The following is a 16,210-nucleotide window of genomic DNA, read 5'->3' as shown; positions in this document are numbered from 1 at the left end:
ACTCTTATGAATATGCCAGTGAAAGTCGAATATTTTAAAAATCCTAAAAATCGAGATTTGACTCCAGCAGAACTTGATGCATTTGCAAAAGAGCTCGATCAGATCAAGCAAGAGGTACTGGATGATTTGGGTGAGAAAGATGCTAAATATATCCGCCGTGTTTATGCTGCGATTCGTTATAGTAGTTTTTTAGGTCGTGCATGTTTGTTTGCAGGCTGGTTCCCACCAGCGTGGATTTTAGGAACAGGCCTGTTAGGCTTCTCTAAAATTATGGAAAACATGGAACTCGGTCATAACGTGATGCACGGTCAATATGACTGGATGAACGATCCTAAATTTAATGGTCAAACTTACGAGTGGGATACTGTCGGTACTTCTGATAACTGGCGCCAAACTCATAACTATAAACATCACACCTATACCAACATTAAAGGTATTGATGATGACATTGGTTACGGTTTACTTCGTTTATTCCCAGAGCAACGCTGGAAGCCGGGTTTCTTACTTCAACCTGTTTATAGCATCCCATTCTGTTTATTGTTCCAATGGGGCGTAGCTATTCAGAATCTTGAAATTGGACGTGTCCTTTATAAACGTAAGAGTATGGCAAAGTTCTTGGAAGAGTTAAAACCTGTTAATAAAAAGATTGGTAAACAACTTTTTAAAGACTATGTTTTCTTCCCTTTAATTGCAGGCCCAGCAGCTTTACCTGTATTCACTGGTAATTTGGTTGCGAATGGTCTTCGTAATATCTGGACATTTACGATTATTTTCTGTGGTCACTTCACAAAAGACGCAGAAGTATTTCCAAAGTCTGTTTTACAAGAAGAAAGCCGTGGTCACTGGTATATGCGCCAGATTCGTGGTTCTTCTAACTTGAAAGGTTCAGAAGCATTACATATTTTAAGCGGACATTTGAGCCATCAGATTGAGCATCATTTATTCCCAGATATTCCAGCGCGTCGTTATCGCCAAATGGCTCCAAAAGTGGAAGCTGTATGTAAAAAATATGGTCTAAATTATAACAACGCAAGTCTGGCTAAACAGTTTGGACAGGTGGTAGGCCGTATCTTTAAATATGCTTTACCTTTTAAAAAATAAGTCAAAAAAAGCCCTGATGAGTTCAGGGCTTTTTTTTAGAGAAACAAATTATTTAAACTGAATTGAACCGTTTGCATTTACAGTAATTTTAGACTCACCAGCTGCCATATCTTGAGCTGGTGCAGCTTCGGCCATAGCAAATTTAGCCATGCTGGCACGCATTACAGGTTGTGGGAAATAGTTATTTGTGTTCAGGTTTAGAGTGACCAAAGTATATTGGTTTTTATTCCAAGCTTGGGTCAACATTTGAGCACGTTGTTGGAAGTTTTTAGATGCTTCTACCATTAACTCATTTTCAACTTTTTTACGTTGTTCATCAGAAACCGTAAAATTAATCGATTGAGTTTGGAAGTTTTGCTGTAATTCGTTTACTAACTGGCTAGCAGCTTTAAAGTCTTTACTTTCAAGACGGATTTCAGCACGGCCACGCCATTCTTTTAACTTATTGCTATCGTTATCGTAAATTGGGTAAGTACTTTGAGCACCAGTTTCCACTTTTACTTGAGGATATTTACGCGAAGTCGCGAGTGCTTGGTTCATTAACTGGTTAATTTGATTTGAAAGCTCGGCTGGTTGTTTGTTACTTTTTTCAATATATAAAGTTGCATGCATTTCGTCGTTTGAAACTTGGCGAGAAGCTTCAGCTTGTACATTTACAATATTGTAGTTCAAAGTATTGTCATCCTGAGCAAAAACTAAAGGGCTAAGGAGGGAACCTAAAAGAAGGGTGGATACGGCTAAAGTACGCATAAATTTTTCCTTTAAAAATTAATATAAATTTAATTTTTTTCATTAGGAAATGTTAAACATAACTTATGCATAACTTTTGCAGATTTTGTGGCGTATTTGTAATATTCAGATCAGGTTTTTTTAAATTTTGGTAAATGTAAAGTCTTTAAAAATTAAAAGCTTAAAATTAAAGTGTTTCAATGTAACTTAAAAAATCAAAGTAATATAAAAAAAGAATATTTTCTTTAGGTTGTCACATAGTATGATGATAATTCATCATAACTATTGGGATGATACATTTTTTCAATAAGATTAGATGAGTAAAGTACATAAAAGACGTTTTTTTTCTTGTAAAATTAGGTATCATCGCGCTCCTAGTTACAAGATATAAAATAAGTGTCTTTACTAGTTCTATAAAGCACCGAGTCAAAGGACCAATCGTCACCAGACTTATTTCTTTCTACCCCTATCAGAGATGGTAATCCGATATGAGCGTTACTTCCGTTAACCCTGCCACTAATGCTACTAACGAATATTATTTGACTCGCCAAAGTCAAATGGAATCAAATGTTCGTAGCTATCCACGTAAATTACCGTTAGCGATAGCGAAAGCACAAGGATGCTGGGTTACTGATGTTGAAGGTACACAATACCTTGATTGTTTAGCTGGGGCAGGTACATTGGCTTTAGGTCATAATCATCCTGCGGTGATTCAAAGTATTCAAGATACATTGGCAAGTGGTTTGCCATTGCATACTTTAGACTTAACCACACCTTTAAAAGATGCATTCACTGAAGCATTGTTAGCATATTTACCTGGTGGTAAAGAAGAATATTGCTTGCAGTTCTGTGGTCCTGCAGGTGCAGACGCAACTGAAGCAGCAATCAAACTTGCTAAGACTTACACTGGCCGTAGCTCAGTGATCAGTTTCTCAGGCGGTTATCATGGTATGACCCATGGTGCGCTTGCTATGACTGGTAACTTAAGTGCAAAAAATGCAGTTAACGGTTTAATGCCAGGCGTACAATTCATGCCATATCCGCATGAATACCGCTGCCCACTTGGTTTAGGTGGTGAAGCTGGTGTTGACGCTTTAACTTACTACTTTGAAAACTTTATTGAAGATGTAGAAAGCGGTGTAACAAAACCGGCTGCTGTTATTCTTGAAGCGATTCAAGGTGAAGGCGGCGTAGTTACAGCTCCAGTAAAATGGTTGCAAAAAATCCGTGAAGTGACTGAAAAGCACAACATCGTTTTAATTTTAGACGAAGTTCAAGCTGGCTTTGCACGTTCGGGCAAAATGTTTGCATTTGAACATGCAGGTATTGAACCTGATGTTGTTGTAATGTCTAAAGCAGTAGGTGGTGGTTTACCACTTGCAGTATTAGGTATTAAACGTAAATTTGATGCTTGGCAGCCTGCTGGTCACACGGGTACTTTCCGTGGTAACCAACTTGCTATGGGCACTGGTCTTGTCGTATTAAAAACGATTAGCGAACAAAATCTTGCTCAAAATGCGCAAGAGCGTGGTGACTTCTTACAAGCTGAATTTAAAAAATTAGCTCAAGAATTCCCATGTATCGGTAACGTACGTGGTCGCGGTTTAATGATCGGTGTTGAGATCGTTGACGAGCGTAAACCAGCTGATCGTATTGGTTCGCATCCTGCTGACTCACAATTAGCTGCTGCAATTCAAACTGCTTGTTTCAACAATAAATTATTGCTTGAAAAAGGTGGTCGTAACGGTACGGTAATTCGTTTACTTTGCCCGCTAATCATCACTCAAGACGAGTGTGTTGAAGTAGTTGCTCGCTTTAAGAAAGCAATTGCAGAAGCATTGGTTGCAGTACGAGGCGCATAAGTATGGTGGATTTTGCAGAACATCGTAAAGCGTTACTCTGCAATGATGCACAATCCATTGCTGACTATGAGTCAGCAATGGGCGAAGCGGTAAAAGCCGTTTCAGCATGGTTGCAAAATGAAAAGATGTACACTGGTGGTAGCATTAAAGAATTGCGTTCAGCAATTTCTTTCCAACCTTCAAAAGAAGGTATGGGTGTACAAGAATCTCTTCAACGTATGATTGAGCTTTTCTTGAATAAAAGCTTGAAAGTACACCATCCACATTCATTAGCACATTTACACTGCCCAACTATGGTGATGAGCCAGATCGCGGAAGTGTTAATCAATGCAACTAACCAGTCTATGGACTCATGGGATCAAAGCCCGGCGGGTTCATTAATGGAAGTTCAGCTCATTGATTGGTTGCGTCAAAAAGTAGGTTATGGTTCTGGTCAGGCAGGTGTTTTCACTTCTGGCGGTACTCAATCTAACTTGATGGGTGTGTTACTTGCTCGTGACTGGTGCATCTCGAAAAACTGGAAAGACGAAAATGGTAATCCATGGTCTGTACAGCGTGATGGTATTCCTGCCGATGCAATGAAAAACGTCAAAGTCATCTGTTCTGAAAATGCGCATTTCTCTGTGCAAAAGAACATGGCAATGATGGGTATGGGCTTCCAGTCAGTTGTAACTGTTCCTGTGAATGAAAATGCACAGATGGATGTAGATGCTCTCGAAAAAACGATGGCGCATCTTCAGTCTGAAGGTAAAGTTGTTGCTTGTGTCGTTGCGACAGCAGGTACGACTGATGCCGGTGCAATTGACCCATTGAAGAAAATCCGTGAAATTACCAATAAATATGGTTCATGGATGCATATTGATGCGGCATGGGGCGGTGCATTAATTCTGTCAAATGACTACCGTGCAATGCTTGATGGTATTGAGTTGTCTGACTCAATTACTCTCGACTTCCATAAGCATTATTTCCAAAGCATTAGCTGTGGCGCGTTCTTGTTGAAAGATGAAGCGAACTATCGTTTCATGCACTACGAAGCTGAATACTTGAACTCTGCTTATGACGAAGAGCACGGTGTACCAAACCTTGTGTCTAAGTCATTACAAACGACTCGTCGTTTTGATGCATTGAAATTGTGGATGACAATTGAATCACTAGGTGAAGACCTTTATGGTTCAATGATTGACCATGGTGTAAAACTTACTCGTGAAGTTGCAGATTACATCAAGGCAACTGATGGTTTAGAACTTTTAGTTGAACCACAGTTTGCTTCGGTATTGTTCCGCGTTGTTCCACAAGGCTACCCAGCTGAGTTTATCGATAGCTTGAACCAAAACGTAGCAGACGAATTGTTTGCACGTGGTGAGGCAAATATCGGTGTAACAAAAGTTGGTAATGTACAGTCATTGAAAATGACAACATTAAGCCCTGTTGTGACATTTGAAAACGTTAAAAACCTTTTAGGTCAAGTATTGGCTGAAGCTGACCGCATTAAAGATGCAATTGCTTCTGGTAACTATGTACCACCAATCGACTAATTGAGTTGATAACAAAAAAAAGCTCGGTTTATTGCCGGGCTTTTTTATTACATATTATTTTTATTTAAAGTGTGCATCACAAGAGATTGATATGCACAAAACATGCATATTTTCAAAAAACAAAAATAATTATGCATGATTTATGGGGAGCAAATTTCTTATTGTATTGGTATGTTCCCCATATTTTGGGTCGCATTGATATATCAATATCGTACTCAATTTAAATAATCCCGCTTTAACTGAAAAAAGTAAGTGGCTGTAATTACAATTAAGACAAGGAAGAAGAAATGCAACAAGCGAATATGCTCAATGAATTTAAACTCATTATTGGCGGTCAACTTTGTTCAGGTGAACAAGGTGAACTAGAAATTCTTAACCCTGCTACTGGCTTAACTGCTGCACGTTGTGCAAAAGCATCGGTTGCGCAAGTAAATCAGGCAGTGAGTGCTGCTAAACAAGCATCTAAAGCTTGGCAACAAGTTTCGCACGAAGAGCGTAAGTCGATCTTAAATAAGATTGCAGATGGCATTGAAAAGCATGCTGAAATGCTCGCAGAGTTGGTTGTGCTTGAACAAGGTAAGCCACTCGCACTTGCTCAAATGGAAGTGCAGGGTGCAATTGGCTGGACGCGTTATGCGGCTGCAATGGATTTACCTGTAGAAGTAATTGAAGACAGTGAAACTAAGCGTATTGAGCGCCATCGCCAACCATTAGGTGTAGTGGCTTCAATTACGCCATGGAACTGGCCACTCATGATTGCGGTTTGGCATATCATGCCTGCTTTGCGTGCAGGTAACGTTGTCATTAGTAAACCTTCGGAATACACACCACTATCGACTTTGCGTTTGTGTGAAATCATTCAGCAAGAAGTTCCTGCTGGTGTTATTTCAATTGTGGTTGGTGCTGGTGAGATTGGCGAAGCATTATCTTCGCATCCAGATGTACAAAAAGTTGTATTTACGGGTTCAACTCGAACAGGTCAGCACATTATGGCTGGTGCAGCTCAGCAGCTAAAACACTTAACTTTAGAACTTGGGGGTAATGACGCTGGTATTGTATTACCAGATGCAAATATTGATGAAATTGCAGCTAAGATTTTTAATATGGCATTCTTGAATGCTGGTCAAACATGCGCGGCGTTAAAACGTCTATATGTGCATGAAAGCCAATATGAAGCTTTATCTCAAAAGTTAGCTGATATTGCCAACGCCCAAGTTGTGGGTGACGGAATGGCATCTTCTACAACATTTGGTCCAGTACAAAACCAAATGCAATATAACAAAGTGAAAGCTCTTATTGCTGAAGCGATTGCACAAGGTGCAAAAGCACTTTCTGGTCAACGGCAGTTACCAGAGCAAGGCTACTTTATTGCACCAACTATTTTGACTGAAGTTTCTGATTCTTGCCGTGTGGTACAAGAAGAGCAATTTGGCCCTGTGTTACCTGTTTTAAAATATACCGATATCAACGATGCTATTGCTCGTGCCAATGACAGTGAGTTTGGTTTGGGTGGTTCAATCTGGTCGTCAGATATTAAAGCAGCACAGACTTACGCTAGTCAGCTTCAATGTGGTACTGTTTGGATTAATACCCATGCAGAAGTTCTTCCTCATGCGCCTTTTGGCGGCTGGAAAATGTCTGGTTTAGGTGCTGAATTTGGCTTGGAAGGTTTACTTGAAAATACGATCGGGCAAACAGTTCATATTAGTAAAGTCTAAATATTAATTTTAAGGCGGATCTAGTATCCGCCTTTTTATTTTCACTTGTATGAGTGAAAAGCTGAGCTGTTTATTGGGAGTGATGATAGCTCACGCTTTTAGGTTTGATTAAAAAATGATTCTGTTCTTTAATTTTTTTCAGAACGATGTAAGACTTTATGTGCCCAATAAAATTATAAGAAAGCAATCTTTCGGTCACAAATTGAGAAAGCTGTTCTAAATTTTCTGCAACGACTTTTAAAATAAAATCTGCATCACCACTAATGGAGAATGCATCCTGAATGTTGTCTTCAGCTTCAATGAGCTCTTGAAAAGCCTGTTGTGATTTTGCCTCGTGTGTCCTTAAGTTAATGTGAATCATCGCTGTAACTTCTAGGCCTAGTGCCTGCTGCTGGATGCGTGCAGTGTAGCCTAGAATTATGCCTTTTTGCTCGAGTAATTGACGTCGTCGTGAACATTGCGAAGCAGATAAACCAATTAAATCTCCTATTTCCTGATTGGTGAGCCGTCCATTCTTTTGTAGTGCCTGAATGATTTGCCAGTCGAACTTATCCATTGCATAAAATCCTTTTATGATACACAAATCATGTATTTTTATTAAAATGCGTTTTCATTATGCACGAAATCTAAAAGATAGATGAAATATTATTTTTCTATGGAATAAAAATTGGTCTCAAAGGATATAGAGCAATGTTCATAGAAATCGGTGACTTTTTAAATCTTCGTTTAAAACAAATGGGTATCCAACATCTTTTTGGAGTACCTGGTGATTTTAACCTCTCATATCTAGAACAAGTTGAAGCAGACCCACAACTCGAATTTATTGGAAATTGTAATGAATTAAATGCTGCCTATGCAGCAGACGGTTATGCACGAATTAACGGTTTTTCTGCCTTGGCAACCACTTATGGTGTAGGTGACTTAAGTGCCATTAATGGCATCGCAGGTGCCTATGCAGAAAATGTACCTCTTATTCATATCTCAGGTATTCCGCCTTTACATGCGGTTCAAAAGGGCACACTAATACACCACACGCTTGTCGATGGTAACTACGACAATATTATGAACTGTATGAAAGAGTTCACAGTTGCCCAAACACGTTTAACTCCAGCAAATGCAGCTTTTGAAATTGACCGTGTATTACGTCAGTGTTTCCTGGAACGCCGTCCTGTACACATTCAACTACCAGGCGATATTACTCACGTTAAAATTGAAGTATCTGAGCGTCCGCTTGACTTAAGCTACCCAGCTATTGAACCTGAATTATTGCAGAGTGTGGTAAGCAAACTTTGTGACATTATTGCAAATGCTCAAAGCCCAGCACTTCTTATTGATAATGAAGCTTCAGTTTTTGGTGTAACTTCACTTTTAAATGATTTGTCTCAAAAATGCTCAATTCCATTTGCAGGGATGAATACTGCAAAAAATATTATGGATGAAGGCTCACCTCGTTACATTGGAACTTATGTGGGTGGGGCAAGCCAACCGCATGTGAAAAATATCATTGAACAATCTGACTGTTTAATTGGTGTTGGCGCACGCTTTACCGATGTAGGCTCCGCTGTATTTACTCATCAAATTGAGACCAAGAACTACATCGAAATTAAATCTTATGGCCTAAATATTTTTGGTCAGGATTTTCCGGGTATTGAAATTGGACAATTACTTGTGGAGCTAAATAAAAAAGTTGCGCCACGTAAATCAACAACACCTCTTCTTGAAAAACAACCTCACAAAGTAATTGAAGCTCCAGCTCAACAAAAGCTAAGCCAAGATGTGCTTTGGAATTACATTTCAGGGTTTTTAAAAGAAGATGATGTGATTATTGGTGAAGTAGGGACATCAAACTCTGCTTTGTCAGGAATAAAGCTTCCTGCTACAGCTAAATATATTGCTCAGCCGCTTTGGGGTTCTATTGGTTATACCTTGCCAGCTTTACTTGGTAGCTTGCTGGCAGCTCCTGAACGCCGTCAAATTTTATTTATTGGCGATGGTTCTTTCCAGCTTACGGTACAAGAGCTTTCTACAATTATCCGTCATGGTTTAAAACCAATCATTTTCTTGCTGAACAATGGCGGCTATACCATTGAGCGCTTAATTATGGGTGAAAACGCGGCCTATAACGACGTGCAAAACTGGAAATACACTGAAATTCCTGCGGTATTTAACGGTAAAAAAGGCCATACAACTTATGTGGTTGAAACCGCTGGCCAGCTTAAGAACGTTCTAGATAATGTTCAGCAAAATGATCAGTTAACTTTCATTGAATTAAAACTACCAGCAATGGATGCGCCGGTAAGTTTGAAAAAATTTGCTTCTGTGATTGCTCGTTTTGACTACGGTGATCGCGGTTACGAAATTTTAAAGGAGCGTTCCCAACCGATTAAATGTAAGGATGCAATCTCTTTTTAAATAGAAGACAGGACAAGTCTTCTCAAAAATTAAATGGACTCATATTAAAGCTACTTATTTCCGAAGGCCGGGTTCTGGCCTTCGGATATGGTGCTGAATAAAGGTGTACAGGAAGTGACACCAACATTGGAGATAATGTTATGGATGCAAACAATAAGCACGAGTTAAAACAAGGCTTATCCAATCGGCATATTCAACTCATCGCACTCGGAGGGGCGATTGGTACAGGATTATTCTTAGGTCTTTCACAAACAATTAAATTGGCTGGTCCTTCAATTTTATTAGGATATGCAATTGCAGGAATTATTGCCTTTTTAATTATGCGCCATTTAGGTGAAATGGTTGTTGAAGAGCCGGTCAGTGGTTCTTTTAGTTATTTTGCGAACAAATATTGGGGCAAAATGGCGGGTTTTATGTCTGGCTGGAACTATTGGGTATTGTATGTACTCGTCAGTATGGCTGAATTGAGTGCGATTGGGACATTTATACAGTTTTGGTGGCCTGAAATTCCGACATGGCTGACTGCTTTATTTTTCTTTATTTTAATTAACGGCATTAACTTGGTAAATGTCCGCTTTTTTGGGGAATCCGAGTTCTTATTTTCCTGCATTAAAATTGTTGCCATTTTAAGTATGATTGGTTTCGGAGCTTATCTTTTACTTTCAGGCTCAGCAGGTCCGCAAGCGGGTGTTGCAAATTTATGGCAACACGGTGGTTTCTTCCCGCACGGGATTCACGGTTTTGTCATGGCTTTAGCTGTCATTATGTTTGCATTTGGTGGCTTGGAATTAATTGGTATTGCTGCAGCTGAAACGAAGAAACCTGAAACGACTATTCCTAAAGCAGTAAATCAGATTGTGTACCGTATTTTAATTTTTTATATCGGTGCAATCGGTATTCTTTTATGTCTTTATCCATGGAACATGGTGGCAGAAGGCGGCAGTCCATTTGTTATGATTTTCCAGTCACTCAATAGTAACGGTGTTGCGAACGTTCTGAACTTTGTGGTCTTGATTGCTGCTATTTCAGTTTATAACAGCTGTATCTATTGTAATAGCCGTATGTTGCATGGTTTGGCAGAGCAGGGTAATGCTCCTGCAATTTTGAAAAAAGTAAACAGTCGCGGTATTCCGGTTCCAGCAGCAGTTGTTTCTGCATCTATTACAGCAATATGTGTGGTCGTGAATTATCTGATTCCTGGTCAAGCTTTTCAGCTCTTCATGATGCTTGTGGTGGCTGCACTTGTCATTAACTGGCTCATGATTTCAGTGACGCATTTGAAATTTACTAAAGCAATGAAATTGCAAAGACGCCAAACTAAGTTCCAAAGCATTATGAGTCCTTGGAGTAATTATTTAACCATTAGCTTTGTATGCTTTATTCTTATTATTATGGCGATGACTCCAGATATGAGATTGGCAGTTATTTTAGGGCCAATCTGGCTTGCTGTTTTAGCTGTGATGTACTTCTTAAAATATCGTAAAAAAATGGTTGTTCTGCCAGAAGTACAATCGAATTGATCCTTTAAATTGACAATGATATTGCGGTTATCAGCCTTAAGGTTGGTAACCCTTTATCTCTTGTCATATTATTTTCATGTTACAAAGAAATTGTTTTTTTCTAGAAATTTTTAATAATAATTTTAATGACAGAAAATATTTAAATAATAAAATTAATAAATCACTAAATTACCGTTTTTTAATATATTTATAATAAATTTTGTTTTTATATTTTATAAAAAATTAAAATTTAATATTTTTAGTTAATGTCATAATATAGATTGATAGAGAGGGTAAAATAATCTCTATATTTAAAATAACTAATTGATAGTACATAAAAAATATTAATGTGACAGTTAACAATATCGAAATCATTAAAGCGTCATCATACTGTAACTTAATTGTCATATTTTCTATTCACAATGCAGCTATCGAAGAGCGTACAAGCACTCAACAAAAAGTGACGTACAACCTATTGCATTAATGAGAGAGAACAGAATGCGCTTAAATCCACGTCAAATCGCAATTGCGTTAGCAGTAACTGGGGCAGCTGTAACAACGACTGCAAATGCAGCTCGTGATACGATTCAAATTGCTGGTTCTTCAACTGTATTACCATTTGCCAGCGTTGTAGCTGAAGAGTTTGGTAATACTTTCCCTCAATTTAAAACTCCTGTAGTTGGTTCTGGCGGTTCTTCTGCTGGTTTGAAACAATTCTGTCAAGGTGTTGGCGATAACACGATCGACGTTGCTAACGCTTCTCGTAAAATTAAAAGCACTGAAATCGAAGCTTGTAACAAAGCTGGTGTAAAACAAATTCAAGAAATCAAAATCGGTTATGACGGTATTGTATTCGCGTCTAACTCACACAAAGCAGCTTATAAATTAAAACCTTACCATGTGTTTGCTGCTTTAGCTGCACAGTTACCTTCAAAAGGTAAATTGGTTCCAAACCCATATACAAACTGGAATCAAATTGATAAAACACTTCCAAATGAACCGATTACTCTTGTAATCCCTGCATCTAACCACGGTACTCGTGAAGTTTTCCAAGAGAAAATGGTTGAAGCTGGTTGTGAAGCATATGAATACTTCAAGAGCTTAGATAAAGATGCTCAGAAGAAAGCATGTTCTACTTTCCGTAAAGATGGCCGTGTAATTGAAATCGCTGGCGACTATACAGAAACATTAGCGCGCTTAAAAACTTCTCCAAGTGCTGTAGGCGTCTTTGGTTTAAGTTTCTATGACATGAACCGTGACAAGTTACGTGTAGCAACAGTAAACAACGTTGTTCCATCTGAGAAGACAGTATTGAATGGTACATACCCTGTATCGCGCCCATTGTACTTCTACGTGAAAGGCGAACACTTAAAATCAGTTAAAGGCTTACCGCAATATGTAGAGTATTTCGTAAGCAAGAAAGCAACTGGTAAAGGTTCTAAAGCTGAACGTGATGGTTTAATCGCGATGTCTGATGCTGAACGTGCAAAAGTTTTGGCTGACTTTAAAGCAGGTAAAACTGTTAAATAAGTTAGTTTGAATGAAGGCTGGTGATCTTAAGAGTTCATCAGCCTTTTTGTCTAACTTGTTTTTCCAAATTATGACAATTGAGAAAACAGTGGAGAGTACATGAATCTGCTACTTATCGGTGTGTTGTTAGCCCTCGTGGCAATTGCATATCAACTTGGGCTGAGAAAGAGCCGTAACATAGCAGGTAAGGGAAGCAACTCGGCGACGTTACATTCTCGTCCTGGTTATTATGGCGCACTGGTTGGTCTTTGGTGCGGTATCCCTGCTTTTTTAATTTTGATCATTTGGAACTTGGTTGAACCAAGTATTTTAAATCATATTATTTTTAATAATATTCCGGCGTCTGTAAGTGCTTCTCTTGATGAAGCGGGTAGAAGTGTATTGGTTGATCGTGTTCAATCAATTGCTTCAGGTTTTGGGGTAAGCGATAAACCGGCAGCCTACGAATTAGCTGCTGCTCAACAGTTTGCAAAATTTCAAACCATTGGCTCTTTTGCCAAATTTGCTGTTGTAATTTGTGCTGCTTTATTGGGATTGGTTTGGGCAAAGAAAAAAATCAGCCAACAATATCGTGCTCGTAACCAAGTTGAACGTGCCATTAATGTTGGTTTGATTTTATGTTCTGGTGTTGCGATTTTGACAACCATCGGTATCGTAATGTCGATGTTTGGCGAAGCAATGCACTTCTTCCGTTTTGTCAGTCCAATGGACTTTTTCTTTGGTACAGAATGGAATCCGGGCTTTAGTACTTCTGGTAATGCTGAAGGCAGTTATGGTTTATTACCATTGCTATGGGGTACGCTCATGGTCAGTAGTATCGCTCTACTCGTTGCTGTACCAGTTGGATTAATGATCGCAATTTATTTAGCTGAATATGCTTCACCATGGTTCCGCTCATGGGCAAAACCAACAATTGAAGTCTTAGCTGGTATTCCAACAATTGTTTATGGTGTATTTGCCATGATGATTATTGGACCATTCTTTAAAGCAGCGGGTGCATATGTTGGTTTAGAGATTAATGCGACGAGTGCTTTAACTGCTGGCTTTGTAATGGGAATTATGATTATCCCGTTTGTGTCATCTTTGTCAGATGACATTATTACTCAAGTCCCGCGTGCACTACGTGACGGTTCTTTAGGACTTGGTGCGACTAAGTCTGAGACAATTCGCCAAGTTGTATTACCAGCAGCTTTACCGGGGATTACAGGCGCTTTCTTATTGGCAGTCTCTCGTGCTGTTGGGGAAACCATGATTGTGGTTTTAGCAGCAGGGAACAGTCCACTTTTACACGCAAATCCATTTGAAGCTGTTTCGACAGTGACAGTAACTATTGTAAAACAGTTGACTGGAGATACAGACTTCTCAAGTCCACAAGCATTGGTTGCATTCGCGCTAGGTTTAACACTATTTGTTATTACCTTGGGATTAAATATTGTAGCACTGTACATTGTGCGTAAATACCGTGAGCAATACGAATGAGTACATCAAATACATCGTCTCCTATGGATCAGAACGTATTTGATCCGAAAACTGCTGCCGAAACACGTGAACGACGTAAACAGGTTATTGAAAAATCTTTGGCTAAACGTCATCGTAAAGAAAAAGCTTTCCGTTTTGCGGGTTTCTCGGCAGTCATTATTGGTCTTGCATTCGTTGCTCTCTTGTTCGGTAGTATTTTGGCAAAAGGTTTACCTGCTTTTTGGCAAACCAGTATGAATGTTCCAATTTACTTTGACCCTAAAGTGATTGATGCAGGACCAGTACCTGTACGTACTCAAGGTGAAACACCTGCGCATTACCAAGAACGTTATGTTGATTGGCAAACTAAAATGGGTATGGTCGATTGGGATGGCATCATTGTAAATGGAATGATTGCTAAAGATCCTGCACTTGCATCACAACGTGACTACTTGAGTAGCTTATATGCAAGCTCGGAAGCTTATCGCCTTCGTGATATGGTTTTTGCAGATCCATCACTTATTGGTAAAAAAGAAAATATTACCTTCTTAGGTGATGCGAACGTTGATGTTTGGTTAAAAGGTAATATTGACCGTTCATTACCAGATGATCAGCAACAACTCGATCCAGAAGTGCGTAAGCTTGCAGATGAATTAAAGGCGAAAGGTGTTCTTGAAAGTACATTTAACTTGAACTTATTTAAGAATCCTGACTCTCGTAGTTCTCCAGCAATTAGTGGTCTTGCAGGTGCATTCATGGGTTCATTATTCATGATGCTGATTGTGATCATCATTGCGATCCCAATTGGTGTTGCCAGCGCAATCTATCTTGAAGAATTTGCTCCAAAAAATGTTCTTACCGACATTATTGAAGTTAACATCAATAACCTTGCTGCTGTTCCTTCAATTGTATTTGGTCTACTTGGCGCTGCAATTTTCATTGGCTGGATGCATTTGCCTTTATCAGCTCCGCTGGTGGGTGGTTTGGTTTTAAGCTTAATGACACTACCAACAGTGATTATTACCACGCGCGCTTCATTAAAAGCAGTACCACCTTCTATTCGACAAGCGGCACTTGGTTTGGGAGCTTCTAAGTTCCAAACGATTTTCCATCATGTTTTACCGTTGGCATTACCGGGCATTATGACAGGTGCAATTATTGGTGTTGCACATGCGCTTGGTGAAACCGCACCTTTACTTTTAATTGGAATGAGTGCATTCGTTGCAAGTATTCCAGCAACTCCATTTGATCAAGCAACTGCTTTACCTGTACAGGTCTACTTATGGCAGGGTAATGAGTTGCGTAACTTCTTCGAAGGCCGTACTGCTGCTGCGATTATCGTACTACTTGCATTAATGATTGGTTTAAACAGTCTTGCAATTTGGTTACGTAAAAAGTTCGAAGTGCGTTGGTAATAGAGGATAAATCATGAATACTATTGATATTACGAATTCCTTAGAAAAGGATAAGTTAGTGAATACTGAACAATCTCAATTTACAGATAAATCGCTGAATCATGGCACTTCGTATGTTTCGCATTTTGAACCACATACTTCAAAAAAGCAGAACTCAAACGAAATCAAAATTAGTGCACAAGATGCCCATGTTTACTATGGTGATTTTGAAGCTATCAAAGGTATTGACCTAGATATTTACCAAAATGAAGTGATCGCATTTATTGGTCCTTCAGGCTGTGGTAAATCAACGTTTCTTCGTACGTTAAACCGTATGAACGATACGATTGATGGTTGCCGCGTAACAGGTAAAATTACCCTCGATAACCACAATATTTATGACCCAAATCTAGACGTTGTATTATTGCGTGCTCAGGTTGGTATGGTGTTCCAAAAGCCAAACCCATTCCCTAAATCTATTTTTGACAACGTGGCTTATGGGCCTAAACTTCACGGTTTAGCGCGTGATAAATATGACCTTGAAGAAATTGTTGAAAATAGCTTACGTAAAGCTGGTTTGTGGGATGAGGTTAAAGACCGTTTGAACCAGCCAGGTACAGGTTTATCAGGTGGTCAGCAACAACGTTTATGTATTGCACGTACCATTGCTGTTAGTCCTGAAGTGATTTTAATGGATGAGCCGTGTTCTGCACTCGATCCAATTGCAACAGCAAAAGTAGAAGAACTTATTTCTGAATTGTCGAATCAATACACAATTGTGATTGTGACTCACTCAATGCAACAAGCGGCACGTGTTTCTGATCGTACTGCTTATTTCCATTTAGGTGATTTAATTGAAGTCAACTCAACTGAAAAAGTCTTTACTCAACCTGACCATCAGTTAACGGAAGCGTATATTACTGGTCGCTTCGGTTGATTAATAAACAATAAAAGAAAAAGAGCCATGTGCTC

Annotated in this window: 12 protein-coding genes; 10 read left to right on the top strand and 2 right to left on the bottom strand. The window is 39.1% G+C overall.

From position 1 onward, the window contains the following. Positions 1 to 6 precede the first annotated feature (6 nt). Positions 7 to 1,101 carry a fatty acid desaturase family protein gene (locus AW165_RS01825; protein ID WP_002118415.1) on the top strand — a complete coding sequence of 365 codons (1,095 nt, stop codon included), beginning with the start codon at positions 7 to 9 and terminating at the stop codon, positions 1,099 to 1,101. Positions 1,102 to 1,149: 48 nt separating this feature from the next. Here AW165_RS01825 and AW165_RS01820 read toward each other — a convergent pair whose 3' ends face one another. After that, positions 1,150 to 1,851, bottom strand: coding sequence for an SIMPL domain-containing protein (locus tag AW165_RS01820; RefSeq protein WP_060464815.1), 702 nt, complete (start codon positions 1,849 to 1,851; stop codon positions 1,150 to 1,152). 467 nt (positions 1,852 to 2,318) lie between these two features. Between AW165_RS01820 and AW165_RS01815 the strand changes: the two genes are divergently transcribed. The 3 genes from AW165_RS01815 to AW165_RS01805 all read left to right on the top strand — a co-directional run bounded on the left by AW165_RS01815 (position 2,319) and on the right by AW165_RS01805 (position 6,945). Continuing rightward, a complete protein-coding gene (locus tag AW165_RS01815) occupies positions 2,319 to 3,692 on the top strand; it encodes a diaminobutyrate--2-oxoglutarate transaminase (protein WP_002118718.1) in 1,374 nt (457 codons plus the stop codon). A 2-nt stretch (positions 3,693 to 3,694) separates the two neighbouring features. Further along, positions 3,695 to 5,227: a pyridoxal phosphate-dependent decarboxylase family protein gene (locus AW165_RS01810; RefSeq protein ID WP_017399290.1), complete on the top strand. Its 1,533-nt coding sequence runs from the start codon at positions 3,695 to 3,697 to the stop codon at positions 5,225 to 5,227. 287 nt (positions 5,228 to 5,514) lie between these two features. Further along, entirely contained in the window at positions 5,515 to 6,945 is a 1,431-nt protein-coding gene (locus tag AW165_RS01805) for an aldehyde dehydrogenase family protein (protein WP_060464814.1), read from the top strand. A gap of 70 nt (positions 6,946 to 7,015) precedes the next feature. Here AW165_RS01805 and AW165_RS01800 read toward each other — a convergent pair whose 3' ends face one another. Then, positions 7,016 to 7,501, bottom strand: coding sequence for an Lrp/AsnC family transcriptional regulator (locus AW165_RS01800; RefSeq protein ID WP_060464813.1), 486 nt, complete (start codon positions 7,499 to 7,501; stop codon positions 7,016 to 7,018). A 134-nt stretch (positions 7,502 to 7,635) separates the two neighbouring features. Between AW165_RS01800 and AW165_RS01795 the strand changes: the two genes are divergently transcribed. From AW165_RS01795 to pstB, 6 genes are all read left to right on the top strand, one after another. Further along, complete coding sequence (locus AW165_RS01795) at positions 7,636 to 9,357, top strand: alpha-keto acid decarboxylase family protein (protein ID WP_060464812.1); 1,722 nt, start codon at positions 7,636 to 7,638, stop codon at positions 9,355 to 9,357. A gap of 140 nt (positions 9,358 to 9,497) precedes the next feature. Continuing rightward, entirely contained in the window at positions 9,498 to 10,877 is a 1,380-nt protein-coding gene (locus AW165_RS01790) for an amino acid permease (protein ID WP_014207315.1), read from the top strand. 477 nt (positions 10,878 to 11,354) lie between these two features. Then, the gene (locus AW165_RS01785; RefSeq protein WP_002118975.1) at positions 11,355 to 12,386 is read left to right on the top strand and encodes a substrate-binding domain-containing protein; all 1,032 of its coding nucleotides are present in this window, start codon (positions 11,355 to 11,357) and stop codon (positions 12,384 to 12,386) included. Between the two features lie 99 nt (positions 12,387 to 12,485). Then, the gene (gene pstC, locus AW165_RS01780; RefSeq protein ID WP_060464811.1) at positions 12,486 to 13,865 is read left to right on the top strand and encodes a phosphate ABC transporter permease subunit PstC; all 1,380 of its coding nucleotides are present in this window, start codon (positions 12,486 to 12,488) and stop codon (positions 13,863 to 13,865) included. Then, entirely contained in the window at positions 13,862 to 15,259 is a 1,398-nt protein-coding gene (gene pstA / locus AW165_RS01775) for a phosphate ABC transporter permease PstA (protein WP_005073268.1), read from the top strand. The genes pstC and pstA overlap by 4 nt, the downstream gene beginning before the upstream one ends. Before the next feature lie 13 nt (positions 15,260 to 15,272). Beyond that, positions 15,273 to 16,175, top strand: a complete 903-nt coding sequence (gene pstB / locus AW165_RS01770; RefSeq protein WP_005067963.1) for a phosphate ABC transporter ATP-binding protein PstB — start codon at positions 15,273 to 15,275, stop codon at positions 16,173 to 16,175. Positions 16,176 to 16,210: the final 35 nt, after the last annotated feature.

The sequence above is a fragment of the Acinetobacter sp. LMB-5 genome, assembly GCF_001541635.1.
Classification (GTDB): Bacteria; Pseudomonadota; Gammaproteobacteria; order Pseudomonadales; family Moraxellaceae; genus Acinetobacter; species Acinetobacter pittii.
This window is presented reverse-complemented; position numbering and strand designations above follow the sequence as displayed.